Below are 13,377 nucleotides of genomic sequence, written 5' to 3'. Positions count from 1 at the left end.
TCAAGGAAAATTGTGAAAAAAGCTTTATGTATCATCAGTGGGGGTATGGATAGCACAACTTGTGCGTATCTGGCGAAAAAAGAGGGCTTTGAGCTTGTAGCCTTACATTTTGACTATGCTCAAAGGACACAGGAAAAAGAAAGGGCTTGTTTTGAGGCTATTTGCGAGAACTTGGGCATAAATTTAAATAATCGCTATATTTTAAATACTGATTTTATCAAGATCATAGGGGCAAATTCGCTTACTGATACTAGCCTTGAGATACCTAAAAATGAATTTGGTGTAAATGAAACGCCAAATACTTATGTGCCTTTTAGGAATGGCATTTTTTTAAGTATAGCTGCAGCAATTGCTGAAAAGCACGAATGTGAGGCGATTTTTATAGGTGTGGTTGAAGAAGATAGTAGCGGTTATGCTGATTGCACTGAAAGTTTTATCAAAAAGGCTGAAGCTTTTATCAATGAAGGCAGAGCTACAAAACTAAAAACGCAGATAAAAACTCCCTTAGTGCATCTTAAAAAAGCTGATATAGTCAAGCTTGCTTTAAAAGAAAAAGTGCCTTTAGAGCTAACTTGGAGCTGTTATGAAAGACAAGATAAGGCTTGCGGGGCTTGTGATAGTTGTTTGTTGCGTTTAAAAGGCTTTAGCGAGGCTGGGCAAAAAGATAAGATAGAATATGCTTAAATACTCACTAAAAAATTTGCGTCAGCTTTGTTTTATCCATTATAGGCAAAATAGCAGATAAAATGAAGTGTTTTATATTTTATGAAGTTAAAAACTAAAAAGCTTTTTAGTTTTGTTAAGGTGTAGCCAAAAAGCTTAAATTTGCTTTTTGATTTTACATTTAGGGCATTCTAAAAAAGTGCCTTTTTTAAGCTCTTTGATAATCATATAAGAGCCGCATTCCTCGCATTTTTCATCGCTTGGCTTGTAATTACTGACAAATTTGCATTTTGGGTATTCACTACAACCATAAAATTTACCCCTCTTGCTAAAACGTTCAACAATCTCTCCTTTTTGACATTCAGGGCAAATTATGCCTGTGCCATTAGTCTTTTTTTGTAGGCTTTGAGCTTGCTCTTTGTTTTCTAAATTTCTTGAGTATTTGCATTTTGGAAAATTCAAACACGCTATAAACTCGCCATATCTACCCTTACGAATAGCAAGTTCGCCACCACATTGAGGACAAGTTTCACCAAGCTTAATAAGGGTTTTTTGACTAGCAATTTTTATTTTACCCTCTTCTACTTTCCGCATAAAAGGATAGTAAAACTCTTTTAAAGTTTCCTGCCAGTCTGCTTTTTTTTCAGCTATTTCATCAAGGGTATTTTCAAGCTTTGAGGTAAATTCAGCATCAACTATGTCGCCAAAATGTTTTTCTAAAACCTCAACCACACTAAAAGCAACTTCACTTGGCACAAGTTGTTTTTTATCTATCTTTACATAATCACGACTTGTAAGTATAGAAATGGTTGGTGCATAAGTTGAGGGGCGTCCTATACCTAGACTTTCAAGCTTTTTTACAAGTCCAGCTTCAGAATAACGAGGCGGAGCTTCAGTAAGATGAGAGCTAATGTCAATTTTTTGAGTTTTTAGCCCTTGTCCTATTTTTAATTCTGGTAAAATTTTATCCTTATCCATATCCCCATAAACTTTATAATATCCGTCAAAAAGGATTTTACGTCCGCTGATCTTAAACACAGCCTTATCGCCGCTTACAAAAACACTTTGACTTGATGATATAGCAGGATTCATTTGACACGCTAAAAAGCGGTTATAAATCAAAGTATAAAGTCTTAGTTCATCTTTTTCAAGAAAATTTGTAGCAATTTGTGGGGTAAAGCTTAAATTCGTAGGACGTATGGCTTCATGGGCTTCTTGAGCACCTTTTGACTTTGTTGCATACACTAAAGGCTTAGCGGGCAAATAAGCCTTTGAATAGTTTTTTTCTATAAAGTCCCTCGCACTTTGCACAGCTTCTTTGGCTAAATTTAAGCTATCTGTTCTCATATAAGTGATCACACCCATCACGCCTTTATGTGTTTTTACGCCCTCATAGAGCTTTTGAGCGATCATCATGGTTTTTTTAGGATTAAAGCCAAGTGTATTACTTGCACTTTGTTGTAGGGTTGAGGTCATAAAAGGCGGTGGAGCTGGAAGTTTTCTCTCCTTACTTTCTATATTTACAACCTTAAATTCAGCCTTTTTACAGGTTTCTAAAATGAGTTTGGCTCTGTCTTTATTAGTAAGTGTGAGTCTTTCTATCTTTTTTTTATCAAATTCAACAAGTTCAGCTTCTAAATCTTTAGCAAAAATCATATCTATGCTAAAATACTCAAGTGGCACAAAGGCTCTAATCTCTCTTTCTCTATCAACGATAATCTTAAGCGCAGCACTTTGCACCCTGCCAGCTGAAAGCCCTTTTTGAATTTTTTGTCCAAGTAAGGGGCTAAGTTTATAGCCTACTATGCGATCGAGCAAACGTCTTGCTTGCTGGGCATTAACTGAGTTCATATCAAGTTTTCTTGGATTGTTTAAAGCATGTTCAATCGCACTTTGAGTGATCTCGTGAAAGACTATGCGAGGTAAGGAGTTTTCATCTTTGTCAATAGCCTTAGCGATATGATAGGCTATAGCTTCGCCCTCTCTATCCTCATCAGTTGCAAGATAAACTTGCTTGGCTTTTTTTGCCTTTGTTTTAAGCTCTTTTACTAGCTCGCTATGATCTTTTGAGATGCGGTATTCTGGGATGAAGCTATCATCATCGATTTTAATACCAAAACTACTTTTTGGTAAGTCCCTAATATGCCCTTTTGAAGCGATAACTTCATAATCTTTGCCTAAGAAATTACCTATAGTTCTAGCTTTTGCTGGGGACTCTACGATGATGAGATTTTTCATTTAACTTGCCTTTTTATTTTAAAATTGCAAGATTTTACTAAAAATTTGTAAAATCTTGACTTTAATTTAACATTTTTTAGTTTTCATTCCAAAAAGCTTGCAAATCAAGCTTGATTTTATCGCTATTCGCAAATCACCTTCTCATCAAAAGTTGCTGATAGCTCATCACGCAAATCTGTCGCTAAAAATCCTATGTAATCTGTCAAATCAGTTTGCATTTATCCTTCCTTTAAGTCTTAAGAGAGCAAATCTAGCACATTTTACTTTAACTTTTTATTTAAAAAATTTTCATTTTTTATTATAATAACTAAAAATAAAAATAATATAAAGATAAATATTAATATAAGCTTTCTTGATTCTTTTGAATTTGTAATTCAAGTTTCGAATTTGTTGATTTTTAAAATTATGTTAAAAGGGAAAGACTAAATGGCAAGTAGTGTGGAATTTAAAGACTTTGTTTTAGAATGCTTGCAAAACTGCGAAAGTGGTTTTGATTTTAAAACAAGAAAAATGTTTGGCGAGTATTGTTTTTATATACTTGATAAAAGGCGCGAAGCCAAGCCTTGCTTTTTGCTGTGTGATGATATGCTGTTTGTCAAAGCACACAAAGAGCTTGAAAGCTTGCTTTGTGGGAATGAAAAAGCCAAACCCTTTGAAAAAGCAAAGCTTTGGTATGTGCTTGATCCTGAAAATTTAGAGCTTTTAAAACAAGTCGTGCAAACTTTAGCCTTGATCAAGACTTAAATTTGATCTATTGTTTTTTTGAGCTTTGAAATTTCAAAACCAAGCCTTATATAGCCAAGCTTAAAGGGCGATTTATCAGCCTTTTTTTGAGCTCGCCTATTTGAAATTCTAAGCCCTTTTTGAGTTCATTTGCTTCTAAAAAATCCGCATATTCAAACATAAGTAAATTTTGAACCTTAAGTTCTTCAAGTATATTTTGATAAACCTTAAACTCAACCCTTGTTTTTCTTAAGGCTTGAAAAAGTGAAAAAATTGAGTTTCAAGATAAGCCTTTCCAAGCCTGTAACTGAGCATATTTTCCACTCTTTTTACAGCACCGATTTTGTTTTATCAAGTCTTTCTTTTGTTTTTACTTTAAAAATGGGTTTTTGTAGGTTTTTAAATTTATGAATTCCTTGTGCTGTATTGGTATTTAAAATATTGCATTTAACTTCCTTAAAGCGAGTATATAAAGCCCCTTTGAAAAGGTAGCTAAAAAATGCTTCTTCATTATCTTTAAAAAGCTTTCTAGCCACATTTCAGCTTGCGAGTATTGCTTTTTTGAAAGCAAGATATCTAAAAAGGCAATTTTGTAAAATAAGCTTTCATTATCAAGTTTTAAAGCTCTTGAAACGATTTTTTCAAGCTCATCTACACGTGCTAATCTTGCACGTGCTAAAAAATACAAATACATATAAGAATGGACTTGCATAAGATTATGAACTTTTATCTTTTCTAGGTGTTTTGTTAGGTTTTTTGCTTGTTTGATGATAGAGTTGATATACTTGCTAAATTGAATTTTTGCGTAGAATTTTGGTAGCTCCTTAAGATAGTCTTTATCCACTCCGCTAATATGCATACCACTATCTTGGTAGCTGTAGCCAAAAGCCCCTGAAAATGGAAGCTCATTTTGAATTTTGTCAAGACTAATGCCTCTTGCAAGATGCTTTGTTTGTCTTTGAATGACACTAATATAAGAATGCGTTTTGATAAACTCATCATCAAAGATATATTCTTCATTTTGAATTTGAGGCAAAAGTATATCAAAACCATATTGTTTTACATTTGCTCTTAGATCATTAGTGCCACAAGCATTAAGCTCGCTTTTCCACGCAAAACCAAATTTAAGTCCGCTGATATGAGCTAGATACATAGTTACGATTAAATTCATCAGTCTACAACCCAAACCATCATCAGTTATACTGACAAAAAGTCCGTTATATTTGCGTGCTAAAAGCTTTAAATTTGAAAGTTTGAAAGGTTTTGTTGTTTGTGTAAAGATGAGGATTTTAGCAAATTTTTGTTTTGAGTGAAGCTCTAAACTTAGTTTTTGATCTTGAGCTTTAGCAGTGTGGCTAAAAAGCAAAACATTATCTAAACTCAAAAAGTCAAATTCATAATCCCCCCCCCCCATTGATATCGTTGCGAAAGCAATCGCTATGGCAAACACTTCAACCTAGAACATATCTACAAAATCTGCAAAAGCTTAGACATACCCATGAAAGAATTATTTTGCTTTTAAAGATTTTTAAAATTTTAAACTCTTAAATTTGCATTTTTATCCTTTTTAAAAGGAAAAAAACTTTAAAATTTAAGGCTAAAAGCTTGACAAAACAATGAAGTTTTTATACAATCACCTTTTTATTTTCGTTAGCTCTGTGCTAACAAGTTCTTTGTAAAGGAAAATTATGGAAAGGATTAGGCTTAAGCTTAAAGCTTATGATCACCGGGTTCTTGATCGAACAGTTGCAGCCATAGTTGAGGCTGTTAAAAGGACTGGTGCGGACATTCGTGGTCCTGTGCCAATGCCAACAAAAATCAAACGTTACACCGTTTTGAAATCTCCACATATCAACAAAGATTCAAGAGAACAATTCGAGCTTAGAATTCACGCAAGAATACTTGATATAGTAGCAGCTACACCTGATACGGTGGATTCTTTAACCAAACTTGACTTAGCCCCAGAGGTCAATGTCGAAGTTAGGGCTATGGGCAAGTAAAAGGATAAAAGATGGAATATATCGTAGAAAAAATAGGTATGAGTAGAACCATTTCTAATCCAAGTATAGCTGTAACCCTACTTAAATTAGTTAATACTAAAGTATGCGAGGTAGAAAATGGCAAGGCATTAGTCGCTTTTGCAAAAGGCAAAGCAAAAAACAAAAGCATAACTGGACAACAAAAAAAATACAATCTTTCAACTGAATTTAACCGCTTTGCAAGCCTAGAAGTAGCCAATACTGAAGCTGGAGACATCGATGAAAGCCCATTAAAAGAAGCTAAAATTTTAAAGGTTAGTTTTAATTCAAAAGGTAGAGGCTATAGTGGCGTGATTAAAAGACACGGCTTTTCAGGCGGTCCGGCAAGTCATGGTTCAAGATTTCACAGAAGACATGGTTCTATTGGTAATAGAGAGTGGCCAGGTCGCGTGCAACCGGGTATGAAAATGGCTGGACATTATGGCAATGAAAAAATCACTGTTAAAAATGAACTCATTTCATATGATGCTGAAAACAAAATCCTTGTGCTTAAAGGAGCAGTTCCAGGATATAATGGTGCAATGGGTAGAATAAGGATAGCCAAATGAGTAAAGTAATAGTTTTAAATGATAAATTTGAAAAAGCAAGTGAGCTTGATTTGCCTCAAAGCTATGCACAAATCAATCCGCATAATCTTTATTTGTATGCAAAATCATATCTTGCAAGCTTAAGAGCAAACAACGCTCACACTAAAAATAGAAGTGAAGTAAGCGGTGGGGGTAAAAAGCCTTGGAGACAAAAAGGAAGAGGCGGAGCTAGAGCTGGTTCAACACGAACAAATGTTTGGGTAGGCGGTGGCGTAGCCTTTGGTCCTACAAATAACAAAAATTACTTCCAAAAAGTGAATAAAAAGCAAAAAAGATTAGCCCTAGAAAGAGCTTTGGCTGAAAAGGCTGAAAAAGGTGCTTTATTTGCAGTACCAAGCTTGATTGTAGAAAGTGGCAAAAGCAAAGATGCTCAAGCTATCATCAAAAAGCTTAATCTTAAAGATGTGCTTATAGTCAAAGATTTCGTTGATGAAAAAACTTTTTTAGCATTTAGAAATTTAGCACATTCTTATGTGGTTGATCTTAGCGAAGTCAATGCTTACTTAATCGCTGTATTTAAAACAGTGATCATAGAAGAGCAAGCTTTAAAAACACTCACGAAAGAGGCGTAAAATGGCAGATATTACAGATATAAAAAGCATACTCTACACTGAAAAAAGCTTAAATTTACAAGAACGAGGTGTGGTGGTGATCCAAACAAGTCCTAAGATGACAAAAAATAGCCTTAATGCAGTGCTTAAAGAGTATTTTGGCGTGAGTGCTGAAAAGATCAATTCTTTAAGAATGAATGGCAAAGTCAAACGTTTTAGAGGACGTATAGGACAAAGAAATGATTATAAGAAATTTTATGTAAAGCTTCCTGAAGGGGTAAGCTTAGAAAGTAAGGAGGCTTAAGATGGCGATTAAAACTTATAAACCATACACTCCAAGCAGACGTTATATCACTGACTTAAGCTCTGAAGATATCACAGCAAAACCAAGCGTGCGATCTTTACTTGTAAAACTTTCTACCCATGCTGGACGCAACAGCTATGGACGCATTACAAGTCGCCATAAAGAAGCAGGTGCGAAAAAACTTTATAGAATCATCGATTTTAAACGTCGTAAATTTGGCGTTGAAGGCAAGGTAGAAGCTATAGAATACGATCCATACAGAACTTGTCGTATAGCACTTATCTCTTATAAGGATGGCGATAAACGTTATATACTTCAACCAAGAGGCTTAAAAGTAGGCGATATTATAGCAGCAGCTGAAAGCGGACTTGATATAAAGCCGGGCAATGCTATGAAGCTTAAAAATATACCAGTTGGAACCATAGTGCATAATGTAGAACTTAAGCCGGGCAAAGGCGGACAAATAATACGCAGTGCTGGAGCTTATGCTCAACTCATGGGTAAGGAAGAAAAATATGTTATCTTACGTTTAGCGAGCGGAGAAATGCGTCAAGTTTTAGCTGAATGTATGGCTAGCATTGGTGAGGTTGGCAATGAAGACTGGGCAAATATCACTATAGGTAAAGCCGGACGCAATCGCCACAGAGGAATTCGCCCTCAAACAAGAGGTTCGGCAATGAACCCAGTTGATCACCCACACGGTGGTGGTGAAGGTAAGAAAAATTCAGGTCGCCACCCAGTTACACCTTGGGGCAAACCAACTAAAGGTGCAAAAACACGTCGTAAAAAAGCAAGCGATAAGCTTATAATCTCAAGAAGAAAAGGAAAATAAGATGGCTAGATCACTGAAAAAAGGTCCTTTTGTCGATGATCATGTAATGAAAAAAGTCATCGCAGCAAAGAAAGCAAATGATAATAAGCCTATAAAAACATGGAGCAGACGTTCAACTATAATACCGGATATGATAGGATTAACCTTTAATGTCCATAATGGCAAGAGCTTCATTCCAGTGTATATCACTGAAAATCACATAGGCTATAAGCTTGGTGAGTTTGCACCAACACGCACATTTAAAGGGCATAAAGGCTCTGTGCAAAAGAAAATCGGTAAGTGAGGTTGATGATGAGCAAAGCATTGATTAAATATATCAGATTATCGCCTACTAAGGCAAGACTTATCGCTAAAGAAGTGCAAGGTATGAATGCTGAACTTGCATTAGCAAGCCTCCAATTTACTCCAAATAAAGGTGCAAAATACATAGCAAATGCGATTAAAACAGCAGTTGCAAATGGAAATTTTGAAGCTAATGAAGTCATAGTAAGCTCGTGTAGAGTAGATGCTGGCTCTGTGCTTAAAAGATTTAGACCAAGAGCAAGAGGTAGTGCAAGTCGCATTAGAAAGCCTACTTCTCATATCTTGGTAGAGGTTGCTAAACAAGTTGAAAAAGAAACTCAAAAAACAGAGGCTAAAAAAACAGCGCCAAAGACTAAAACTTCAGCCACAGTTAAGCCAAAAGCAAACAAAGCACCAGCGAAAAAAGCCACAGCAAAGAAGGAAGATTAAATGGGACAAAAAGTAAATCCGATTGGTTTAAGACTAGGTATTAACAGAAATTGGGAGTCAAGATGGTTTCCAACCAAAGCAAACTTTGTCGAAAATATAGGCGAGGATTACAAAATAAGAGCCTTTTTGAAAAGAAAGCTTTATTATGCTGGAATTTCTCAAATTCTTGTTGAAAGAACAGCAAAAAAGCTTCGTGTAACCGTTGTGGCAGCAAGACCGGGCATCATCATCGGCAAAAAGGGAAGCGATGTTGATAATCTTCGCAAAGAGCTTCAAGACTTAATCCACAAAGATGTAAATATCAACATTAAAGAAGAAAGAAAGGCAGGTGCTTCAGCTCAACTTGCCGCTGAAAGCGTAGCCACTCAACTTGAAAAAAGAATAGCTTTTAGAAGAGCTATGAAAAAAGTTATACAAGGGGCTCAAAAAGCTGGTGCTAAAGGTATAAAAGTCAGCGTTTCAGGACGTTTAGGTGGAGCTGAAATGGCAAGAACTGAATGGTATCTTGAAGGGCGTGTGCCACTTCATACCTTAAGAGCAAAGATTGATTATGGTTTTGCTGAAGCAAGGACGACTTATGGAAATATAGGCGTTAAGGTATGGATTTTTAAAGGCGAAATTTTACAAAAAGGCGTTCAGGCTGATAAAAGTGAGGAAGCAACAGCTGAAACTAAAAAGCCAAGACGCACAAGAAGGAGTAAATAATGTTACTACCAAAAAGAACAAAATATAAAAAGCAAATGAAGGGCAGAAACCGCGGCTATGCAAGTCGTGGCACTGAGCTTACTTTTGGAGATTTTGCTTTAAAGGCTGTTGAGGCTGGACGCATTAATTCACGTCAAATAGAAGCAGCTCGTATCGCTCTTACTCGTTTTGTAAAAAGACAAGGCAAAACTTGGATACGCGTTTTTCCAGATAAACCACTGACTAAAAAACCTTTACAAACTCGTATGGGTAAAGGTAAAGCTGGGATTGAAGAATGGGTAATGAATATCAAACCGGGTAGAATTATTTATGAAATGGCTGGAGTTGATGAGGCTATGGCAAGACAAGCTTTAACCTTGGCCATGCATAAACTTCCTTTCAAAACCAAATTCGTTACAAGAGAGAGCCAAAATGAAATATATTGAGCTTAAAGATAAAACTAAAGAAGAACTAAACACTATGCTTAAAGAGCAAAAGTTGCTTTTGTTTACTGAAAAACAAAGGCTTAGAACTATGCAGCTTACTAATCCTAAGCTCATAGGACAGATCAGAAAAGACATTGCTAGAATAAGCACTGCAATCAACGCTTTAAAAGGATAAGATTATGGCATTTAAAAGAGAAATTCAAGGCGTTATTGTCCAAATCAGTGGTGATAAAACCGCAAGTGTCTTGGTTGAAAGAAAAGTGGTTCATCCAAGGTATAGAAAAATCGTTAAACGCTTTAAAAAATACCTCATACACGATGAGAAAAACGAAGCTAAGGTAGGCGATACTATAGTAGCTGTAGAATGTCGCCCACTTTCAAAAAGAAAAGCTTTTCGTTTAAAATCTATATTAGCAACAGGAGTTGAGTAATGATACAAAGTTTTACAAGGCTAGCCGTTGCTGATAACAGCGGTGCAAAAGAGCTAATGTGTATAAAGGTTTTAGGCGGTAGTAAAAGACGCTATGCTACCATAGGTGATGTTATCGTTGCATCAGTAAAAAAGGCTTTGCCAAATGGTAAAGTAAAAAAAGGACAAGTGGTAAAAGCAGTTATTGTTCGCACCAAAAAAGAAATTCATAGAGAAAATGGCTCACTTATCCGCTTTGATGAAAATGCTGCGGTGATTTTAGACAATAAAAGAGAACCGATAGGAACGCGTATCTTTGGACCGGTTGGTAGAGAAGTAAGATATGCAAATTTTATGAAAATTGTTTCTTTAGCACCGGAGGTTTTATAATGAAGCTTAAGATTAAGAAAAACGATGAAGTTAAGATCATTGCTGGTGATGATAAGGGTAAAACAGGCAAAGTTTTAGCTGTATATCCTAAAAAAAATCAAGTTTTGGTTGAAGGTTGTAAGCTTGCTAAAAAAGCTGTAAAACCAAGTGATAAAATCCCAAATGGTGGTTTTATCAACAAAGAAATGCCAATACATATTTCTAATGTAGCAAAGGTTTAAAATGAGACTTAAAAACAGATACAAAGAACAAATTAAGCCAGCTTTAGTAAAAGAATTTAACATTAAAAACCCTATGCTTATCCCAGCCCTTGAAAAAATCGTTATCAGTGTAGGTGCTGGCGAACTAGCAAAGGATCAAAAGGTTTTGCAAAATATCGCTGATACTATCTCTTTGATCGCTGGACAAAAAGCTTTGATTACTAAAGCAAGAAAATCAGTGGCTGGTTTTAAGGTGCGTGAAGGCTTCCCAGTAGGCGTTATGGTAACGTTAAGAAAAGATAATATGTTTGCCTTTTTAGACAAGCTCGTCTCTATAGCTTTACCTAGAGTAAAAGACTTTAGAGGCTTAAGCAGAGATGGTTTTGATGGAAGGGGAAATTATAATTTTGGGCTTGATGAACAGCTTATGTTCCCAGAAGTAGAATATGATAAAATCCTACGCACACACGGCATGAATATTAGTATAGTTACAACAGCACAAAAAGATATTGAGGCGCAAAAGCTTTTAGAATTGTTTGGTGTGCCTTTCGCAAAAGGGAGAGTAAATGGCTAAAAAATCAATGATAGCAAAAGCAGCTAGAAAAGCAAAATTTAGCGTAAGAGCTTATACAAGATGTCAAATTTGTGGGCGTCCGCATTCAGTATATAGAGACTTTGGAATTTGTAGAGTTTGCCTTAGAAAAATGGCAAATGAAGGTTTGATTCCCGGACTTAAAAAATCAAGTTGGTAAGGACAAATAATGATCAATGATATAATTTCAGATTCACTCACTCGTATCAGAAATGCAAGTATGAGAAAGCTTGAAAGCACTAAATTACTTCACTCAAAGGTGATTGAAGCCTTGGTAGGAATTTTTCAAGCAAAGGGTTATATAGAAAGTTTTAGCATTATTGAAGAAGATAAGAAAAAATTCATCTCAGTTGTGCTTAAATACGATGAAAGAGGCTCAAGCGTGATCAATGAGATCAAAAGGGTTTCAAAGCCGGGTCGTCGTGTATATAAGGGCAAAGATGAGATCAAACGTTTTAAAAATGGATATGGAACCATAGTTGTAAGCACAAGCAAGGGCGTTTTAGCTAATGATGAAGCTTATAAAATCGGCGTAGGTGGCGAGGTTTTATGCACCATTTGGTGAAAAACTCGCTTAGCTTTTATGGCATTTGGTAAATTCTTACCTTAGACAAATAAAAGGAAAAAATATGTCTCGTATAGGCAAACAACCAATCGCCATTCCAAACGGAGTGGAAGTAAAACTTGAGGGAAATATACTCAAGTTTAAAAAAGGAAATTTAAGTAAAGAGCTTGACACAAAAGCAAATGTGCTTGTTGAGCTTAAAGATAATACCATAGTTTTTGCTCCTAAGGGCGAAGATAGACAAAGCAGGGCTTATTGGGGAACTTATAGAGCCTTAGCAAATAATGTCGTCATCGGCTTAAATGAGGGCTTTAGCAAAACCTTAGAAATCAACGGCGTTGGCTATAAAGCAGCTTTAAAAGGCAAGGTGCTTGAACTTGCACTTGGTTTTTCTCACCCTATCAACTATGCTATACCAGAAGGTATTGAAATTACTGTTGATAAAAATAATATCATCATCAAAGGAAGTGATAAACAAATCGTAGGACAAGTTGCTGCTCAAATTCGTGAGTTTAGACCACCAGAGCCTTACAAGGGTAAGGGTGTAAAATATGCTGATGAACGCATAATCCGCAAAGCCGGAAAAACTTCTAAGAAATAAGGGCGTAAGATGAGAGCAAATGTATTAAAAAGAAAATTAAGTCTTAGAATCAAAAGAAAAAAACGCATTAGAGCTAAAATTTCAGGCACACAAACCTTGCCTAGAATTTCAGTATTTAAATCAAATCGCACCTTATATGTGCAAGCTATTGATGATGTTAAAGCTGTAACTTTAGCTGCTGTTGATGGACGCAAACTTGGGGTAAAAGCCAACAAAGAAGGTGCTAAAAAAGTAGGCGCTGAATTTGCAAAAGCTTTAAAGGCTAAAAAGCTTGAAAATGGTGTATTTGATAGAAATGGCTTTGTGTATCATGGCGTTATCGCTGAACTAGCAAATGCCTTAAGAGAAAATGGCATAAAGCTATAAAGGAGTTTAAATGCAAAAGTATAATAAAGAAGAATTCGAAGAAATCATCGTTGATATAGGCAGAGTAACCAAAGTCGTTAAAGGCGGGCGTCGATTTCGCTTTACTGCTCTTGTAGTTGTCGGCAATAAAAAAGGACTTGTAGGCGTTGGTTATGGCAAGGCAAAAGAAGTTCCAGATGCGATTCGTAAGGGAGTTGATGATGCTTTTAAAAATATAGTTGAAGTAAAAACCAAGGGTTCAACCATAGCTCATGATGTGGAAGTAAAATACAATTCAAGTAGAATTTTACTCAAACCAGCTAGCGAGGGAACAGGTGTTATCGCGGGTGGCTCAACGCGTCCTATAGTTGAACTAGCAGGTATTAAGGACATCTTAACAAAGTCCTTAGGATCAAACAATTCAGCCAATGTCGTTCGTGCGACGATTAAAGCACTTACTATGCTTAAAGGATAAG

General features: G+C 35.9%; 23 protein-coding genes and 1 pseudogene. 22 read left to right on the top strand and 2 right to left on the bottom strand.

The features are described 5' to 3' along the window. Nucleotides 1-9 precede the first annotated feature (9 nt). Complete coding sequence (queC, locus tag DMB91_RS07565) at nt 10-684, top strand: 7-cyano-7-deazaguanine synthase QueC (RefSeq protein WP_081946928.1); 675 nt, start codon at nt 10-12, stop codon at nt 682-684. Nucleotides 685-819: 135 nt separating this feature from the next. Here queC and topA read toward each other — a convergent pair whose 3' ends face one another. Beyond that, a complete protein-coding gene (gene topA, locus DMB91_RS07560; RefSeq protein WP_034905489.1) occupies nt 820-2,901 on the bottom strand; it encodes a type I DNA topoisomerase in 2,082 nt (693 codons plus the stop codon). Between the two features lie 426 nt (nt 2,902-3,327). Here topA and DMB91_RS07555 point away from each other — a divergent pair, with 426 nt between their 5' ends. Continuing rightward, nucleotides 3,328-3,645 (top strand): hypothetical protein, encoded by a 318-nt coding sequence (locus DMB91_RS07555; RefSeq protein ID WP_034905491.1) that lies wholly within the window; start codon nt 3,328-3,330, stop codon nt 3,643-3,645. Nucleotides 3,646-4,057: 412 nt separating this feature from the next. Here the strand turns inward: DMB91_RS07555 and DMB91_RS07550 are convergent, their stop codons facing one another. After that, nucleotides 4,058-5,074: a hypothetical protein gene (locus tag DMB91_RS07550; protein WP_143116885.1), complete on the bottom strand. Its 1,017-nt coding sequence runs from the start codon at nt 5,072-5,074 to the stop codon at nt 4,058-4,060. On the opposite strand from DMB91_RS07550, the pseudogene DMB91_RS09160 reads away from it, so the two are divergent. From DMB91_RS09160 to rpsE, 20 genes and pseudogenes are all read left to right on the top strand, one after another. Next, nucleotides 5,048-5,146 (top strand): annotated as a pseudogene (locus DMB91_RS09160) (XRE family transcriptional regulator); the annotation flags it as partial. The gene DMB91_RS07550 and the pseudogene DMB91_RS09160 sit on opposite strands and share 27 nt — an antisense overlap. 166 nt (nt 5,147-5,312) lie before the next feature. Further along, the gene (gene rpsJ, locus DMB91_RS07540) at nt 5,313-5,624 is read left to right on the top strand and encodes a 30S ribosomal protein S10 (protein ID WP_034905496.1); all 312 of its coding nucleotides are present in this window, start codon (nt 5,313-5,315) and stop codon (nt 5,622-5,624) included. An 11-nt stretch (nt 5,625-5,635) separates the two neighbouring features. Beyond that, nucleotides 5,636-6,211 carry a 50S ribosomal protein L3 gene (rplC, locus tag DMB91_RS07535; RefSeq protein ID WP_034905498.1) on the top strand — a complete coding sequence of 192 codons (576 nt, stop codon included), beginning with the start codon at nt 5,636-5,638 and terminating at the stop codon, nt 6,209-6,211. Then, the gene (rplD, locus tag DMB91_RS07530) at nt 6,208-6,822 is read left to right on the top strand and encodes a 50S ribosomal protein L4 (protein ID WP_034905500.1); all 615 of its coding nucleotides are present in this window, start codon (nt 6,208-6,210) and stop codon (nt 6,820-6,822) included. Before rplC ends, rplD begins: the two co-directional genes overlap by 4 nt. A 1-nt stretch (nt 6,823) precedes the next feature. After that, nucleotides 6,824-7,105, top strand: coding sequence for a 50S ribosomal protein L23 (locus DMB91_RS07525; RefSeq protein ID WP_034905502.1), 282 nt, complete (start codon nt 6,824-6,826; stop codon nt 7,103-7,105). A 1-nt stretch (nt 7,106) separates the two neighbouring features. Then, nucleotides 7,107-7,937, top strand: a complete 831-nt coding sequence (gene rplB / locus DMB91_RS07520) for a 50S ribosomal protein L2 (protein WP_034905504.1) — start codon at nt 7,107-7,109, stop codon at nt 7,935-7,937. A 1-nt stretch (nt 7,938) separates the two neighbouring features. After that, nucleotides 7,939-8,220, top strand: a complete 282-nt coding sequence (gene rpsS, locus DMB91_RS07515; protein ID WP_002779444.1) for a 30S ribosomal protein S19 — start codon at nt 7,939-7,941, stop codon at nt 8,218-8,220. An 8-nt stretch (nt 8,221-8,228) separates the two neighbouring features. Continuing rightward, a complete protein-coding gene (gene rplV, locus DMB91_RS07510) occupies nt 8,229-8,669 on the top strand; it encodes a 50S ribosomal protein L22 (RefSeq protein WP_034905537.1) in 441 nt (146 codons plus the stop codon). Then, nucleotides 8,670-9,374 (top strand): 30S ribosomal protein S3, encoded by a 705-nt coding sequence (rpsC, locus tag DMB91_RS07505; RefSeq protein WP_034905509.1) that lies wholly within the window; start codon nt 8,670-8,672, stop codon nt 9,372-9,374. Beyond that, entirely contained in the window at nt 9,374-9,799 is a 426-nt protein-coding gene (gene rplP, locus DMB91_RS07500) for a 50S ribosomal protein L16 (RefSeq protein WP_034905510.1), read from the top strand. Before rpsC ends, rplP begins: the two co-directional genes overlap by 1 nt. Next, nucleotides 9,786-9,974 (top strand): 50S ribosomal protein L29, encoded by a 189-nt coding sequence (gene rpmC / locus DMB91_RS07495; RefSeq protein WP_034905512.1) that lies wholly within the window; start codon nt 9,786-9,788, stop codon nt 9,972-9,974. The genes rplP and rpmC overlap by 14 nt, the downstream gene beginning before the upstream one ends. 4 nt (nt 9,975-9,978) lie before the next feature. Next, nucleotides 9,979-10,230, top strand: a complete 252-nt coding sequence (gene rpsQ / locus DMB91_RS07490) for a 30S ribosomal protein S17 (RefSeq protein WP_034905514.1) — start codon at nt 9,979-9,981, stop codon at nt 10,228-10,230. Beyond that, nucleotides 10,230-10,598, top strand: coding sequence for a 50S ribosomal protein L14 (gene rplN, locus DMB91_RS07485; RefSeq protein WP_034905516.1), 369 nt, complete (start codon nt 10,230-10,232; stop codon nt 10,596-10,598). Before rpsQ ends, rplN begins: the two co-directional genes overlap by 1 nt. Then, on the top strand, nt 10,598-10,819 hold the full coding sequence (gene rplX, locus DMB91_RS07480; RefSeq protein ID WP_034905518.1) for a 50S ribosomal protein L24: 222 nt from the start codon (nt 10,598-10,600) through the stop codon (nt 10,817-10,819). Before rplN ends, rplX begins: the two co-directional genes overlap by 1 nt. 1 nt (nt 10,820) lies before the next feature. Beyond that, nucleotides 10,821-11,372, top strand: coding sequence for a 50S ribosomal protein L5 (rplE, locus tag DMB91_RS07475; protein ID WP_034905519.1), 552 nt, complete (start codon nt 10,821-10,823; stop codon nt 11,370-11,372). Then, complete coding sequence (locus DMB91_RS07470) at nt 11,365-11,550, top strand: type Z 30S ribosomal protein S14 (protein WP_034905521.1); 186 nt, start codon at nt 11,365-11,367, stop codon at nt 11,548-11,550. The genes rplE and DMB91_RS07470 overlap by 8 nt, the downstream gene beginning before the upstream one ends. Nucleotides 11,551-11,559: 9 nt before the next feature. Next, nucleotides 11,560-11,955 carry a 30S ribosomal protein S8 gene (gene rpsH, locus DMB91_RS07465; protein WP_034905522.1) on the top strand — a complete coding sequence of 132 codons (396 nt, stop codon included), beginning with the start codon at nt 11,560-11,562 and terminating at the stop codon, nt 11,953-11,955. Between the two features lie 64 nt (nt 11,956-12,019). Further along, entirely contained in the window at nt 12,020-12,556 is a 537-nt protein-coding gene (rplF, locus tag DMB91_RS07460) for a 50S ribosomal protein L6 (RefSeq protein ID WP_034905524.1), read from the top strand. Nucleotides 12,557-12,565: 9 nt separating this feature from the next. After that, nucleotides 12,566-12,922 carry a 50S ribosomal protein L18 gene (gene rplR / locus DMB91_RS07455; protein ID WP_034905526.1) on the top strand — a complete coding sequence of 119 codons (357 nt, stop codon included), beginning with the start codon at nt 12,566-12,568 and terminating at the stop codon, nt 12,920-12,922. 10 nt (nt 12,923-12,932) lie between these two features. Then, a complete protein-coding gene (rpsE, locus tag DMB91_RS07450) occupies nt 12,933-13,376 on the top strand; it encodes a 30S ribosomal protein S5 (RefSeq protein ID WP_034905528.1) in 444 nt (147 codons plus the stop codon). The last annotated feature ends 1 nt before the right edge of the window (nt 13,377 follow it).

Origin of the sequence: Campylobacter sp. MIT 97-5078 (assembly GCF_006864455.1) — a bacterium.
GTDB lineage: Bacteria > Campylobacterota > Campylobacteria > Campylobacterales > Campylobacteraceae > Campylobacter_D.
The sequence above is the reverse complement of the archived record's forward strand: the minus strand, read 5'-3'. Positions and strand labels throughout refer to the sequence as shown.

Excerpts from the sequence above, each read along its gene's own strand:
- topA (WP_034905489.1), bottom strand. The coding sequence starts at position 2,901 with ATGAAAAATCTCATCATCGTAGAGTCCCCAGCAAAAGCTAGAACTATA.
- DMB91_RS07555 (WP_034905491.1), top strand. The coding sequence starts at position 3,328 with ATGGCAAGTAGTGTGGAATTTAAAGACTTTGTTTTAGAATGCTTGCAA.
- rpsJ (WP_034905496.1), top strand. The coding sequence starts at position 5,313 with ATGGAAAGGATTAGGCTTAAGCTTAAAGCTTATGATCACCGGGTTCTT.
- rplC (WP_034905498.1), top strand. The coding sequence starts at position 5,636 with ATGGAATATATCGTAGAAAAAATAGGTATGAGTAGAACCATTTCTAAT.
- rplD (WP_034905500.1), top strand. The coding sequence starts at position 6,208 with ATGAGTAAAGTAATAGTTTTAAATGATAAATTTGAAAAAGCAAGTGAG.
- DMB91_RS07525 (WP_034905502.1), top strand. The coding sequence starts at position 6,824 with ATGGCAGATATTACAGATATAAAAAGCATACTCTACACTGAAAAAAGC.
- rplB (WP_034905504.1), top strand. The coding sequence starts at position 7,107 with ATGGCGATTAAAACTTATAAACCATACACTCCAAGCAGACGTTATATC.
- rpsS (WP_002779444.1), top strand. The coding sequence starts at position 7,939 with ATGGCTAGATCACTGAAAAAAGGTCCTTTTGTCGATGATCATGTAATG.
- rplV (WP_034905537.1), top strand. The coding sequence starts at position 8,229 with ATGAGCAAAGCATTGATTAAATATATCAGATTATCGCCTACTAAGGCA.
- rpsC (WP_034905509.1), top strand. The coding sequence starts at position 8,670 with ATGGGACAAAAAGTAAATCCGATTGGTTTAAGACTAGGTATTAACAGA.
- rplP (WP_034905510.1), top strand. The coding sequence starts at position 9,374 with ATGTTACTACCAAAAAGAACAAAATATAAAAAGCAAATGAAGGGCAGA.
- rpmC (WP_034905512.1), top strand. The coding sequence starts at position 9,786 with ATGAAATATATTGAGCTTAAAGATAAAACTAAAGAAGAACTAAACACT.
- rpsQ (WP_034905514.1), top strand. The coding sequence starts at position 9,979 with ATGGCATTTAAAAGAGAAATTCAAGGCGTTATTGTCCAAATCAGTGGT.
- rplN (WP_034905516.1), top strand. The coding sequence starts at position 10,230 with ATGATACAAAGTTTTACAAGGCTAGCCGTTGCTGATAACAGCGGTGCA.
- rplX (WP_034905518.1), top strand. The coding sequence starts at position 10,598 with ATGAAGCTTAAGATTAAGAAAAACGATGAAGTTAAGATCATTGCTGGT.
- rplE (WP_034905519.1), top strand. The coding sequence starts at position 10,821 with ATGAGACTTAAAAACAGATACAAAGAACAAATTAAGCCAGCTTTAGTA.
- DMB91_RS07470 (WP_034905521.1), top strand. The coding sequence starts at position 11,365 with ATGGCTAAAAAATCAATGATAGCAAAAGCAGCTAGAAAAGCAAAATTT.
- rpsH (WP_034905522.1), top strand. The coding sequence starts at position 11,560 with ATGATCAATGATATAATTTCAGATTCACTCACTCGTATCAGAAATGCA.
- rplF (WP_034905524.1), top strand. The coding sequence starts at position 12,020 with ATGTCTCGTATAGGCAAACAACCAATCGCCATTCCAAACGGAGTGGAA.
- rplR (WP_034905526.1), top strand. The coding sequence starts at position 12,566 with ATGAGAGCAAATGTATTAAAAAGAAAATTAAGTCTTAGAATCAAAAGA.
- rpsE (WP_034905528.1), top strand. The coding sequence starts at position 12,933 with ATGCAAAAGTATAATAAAGAAGAATTCGAAGAAATCATCGTTGATATA.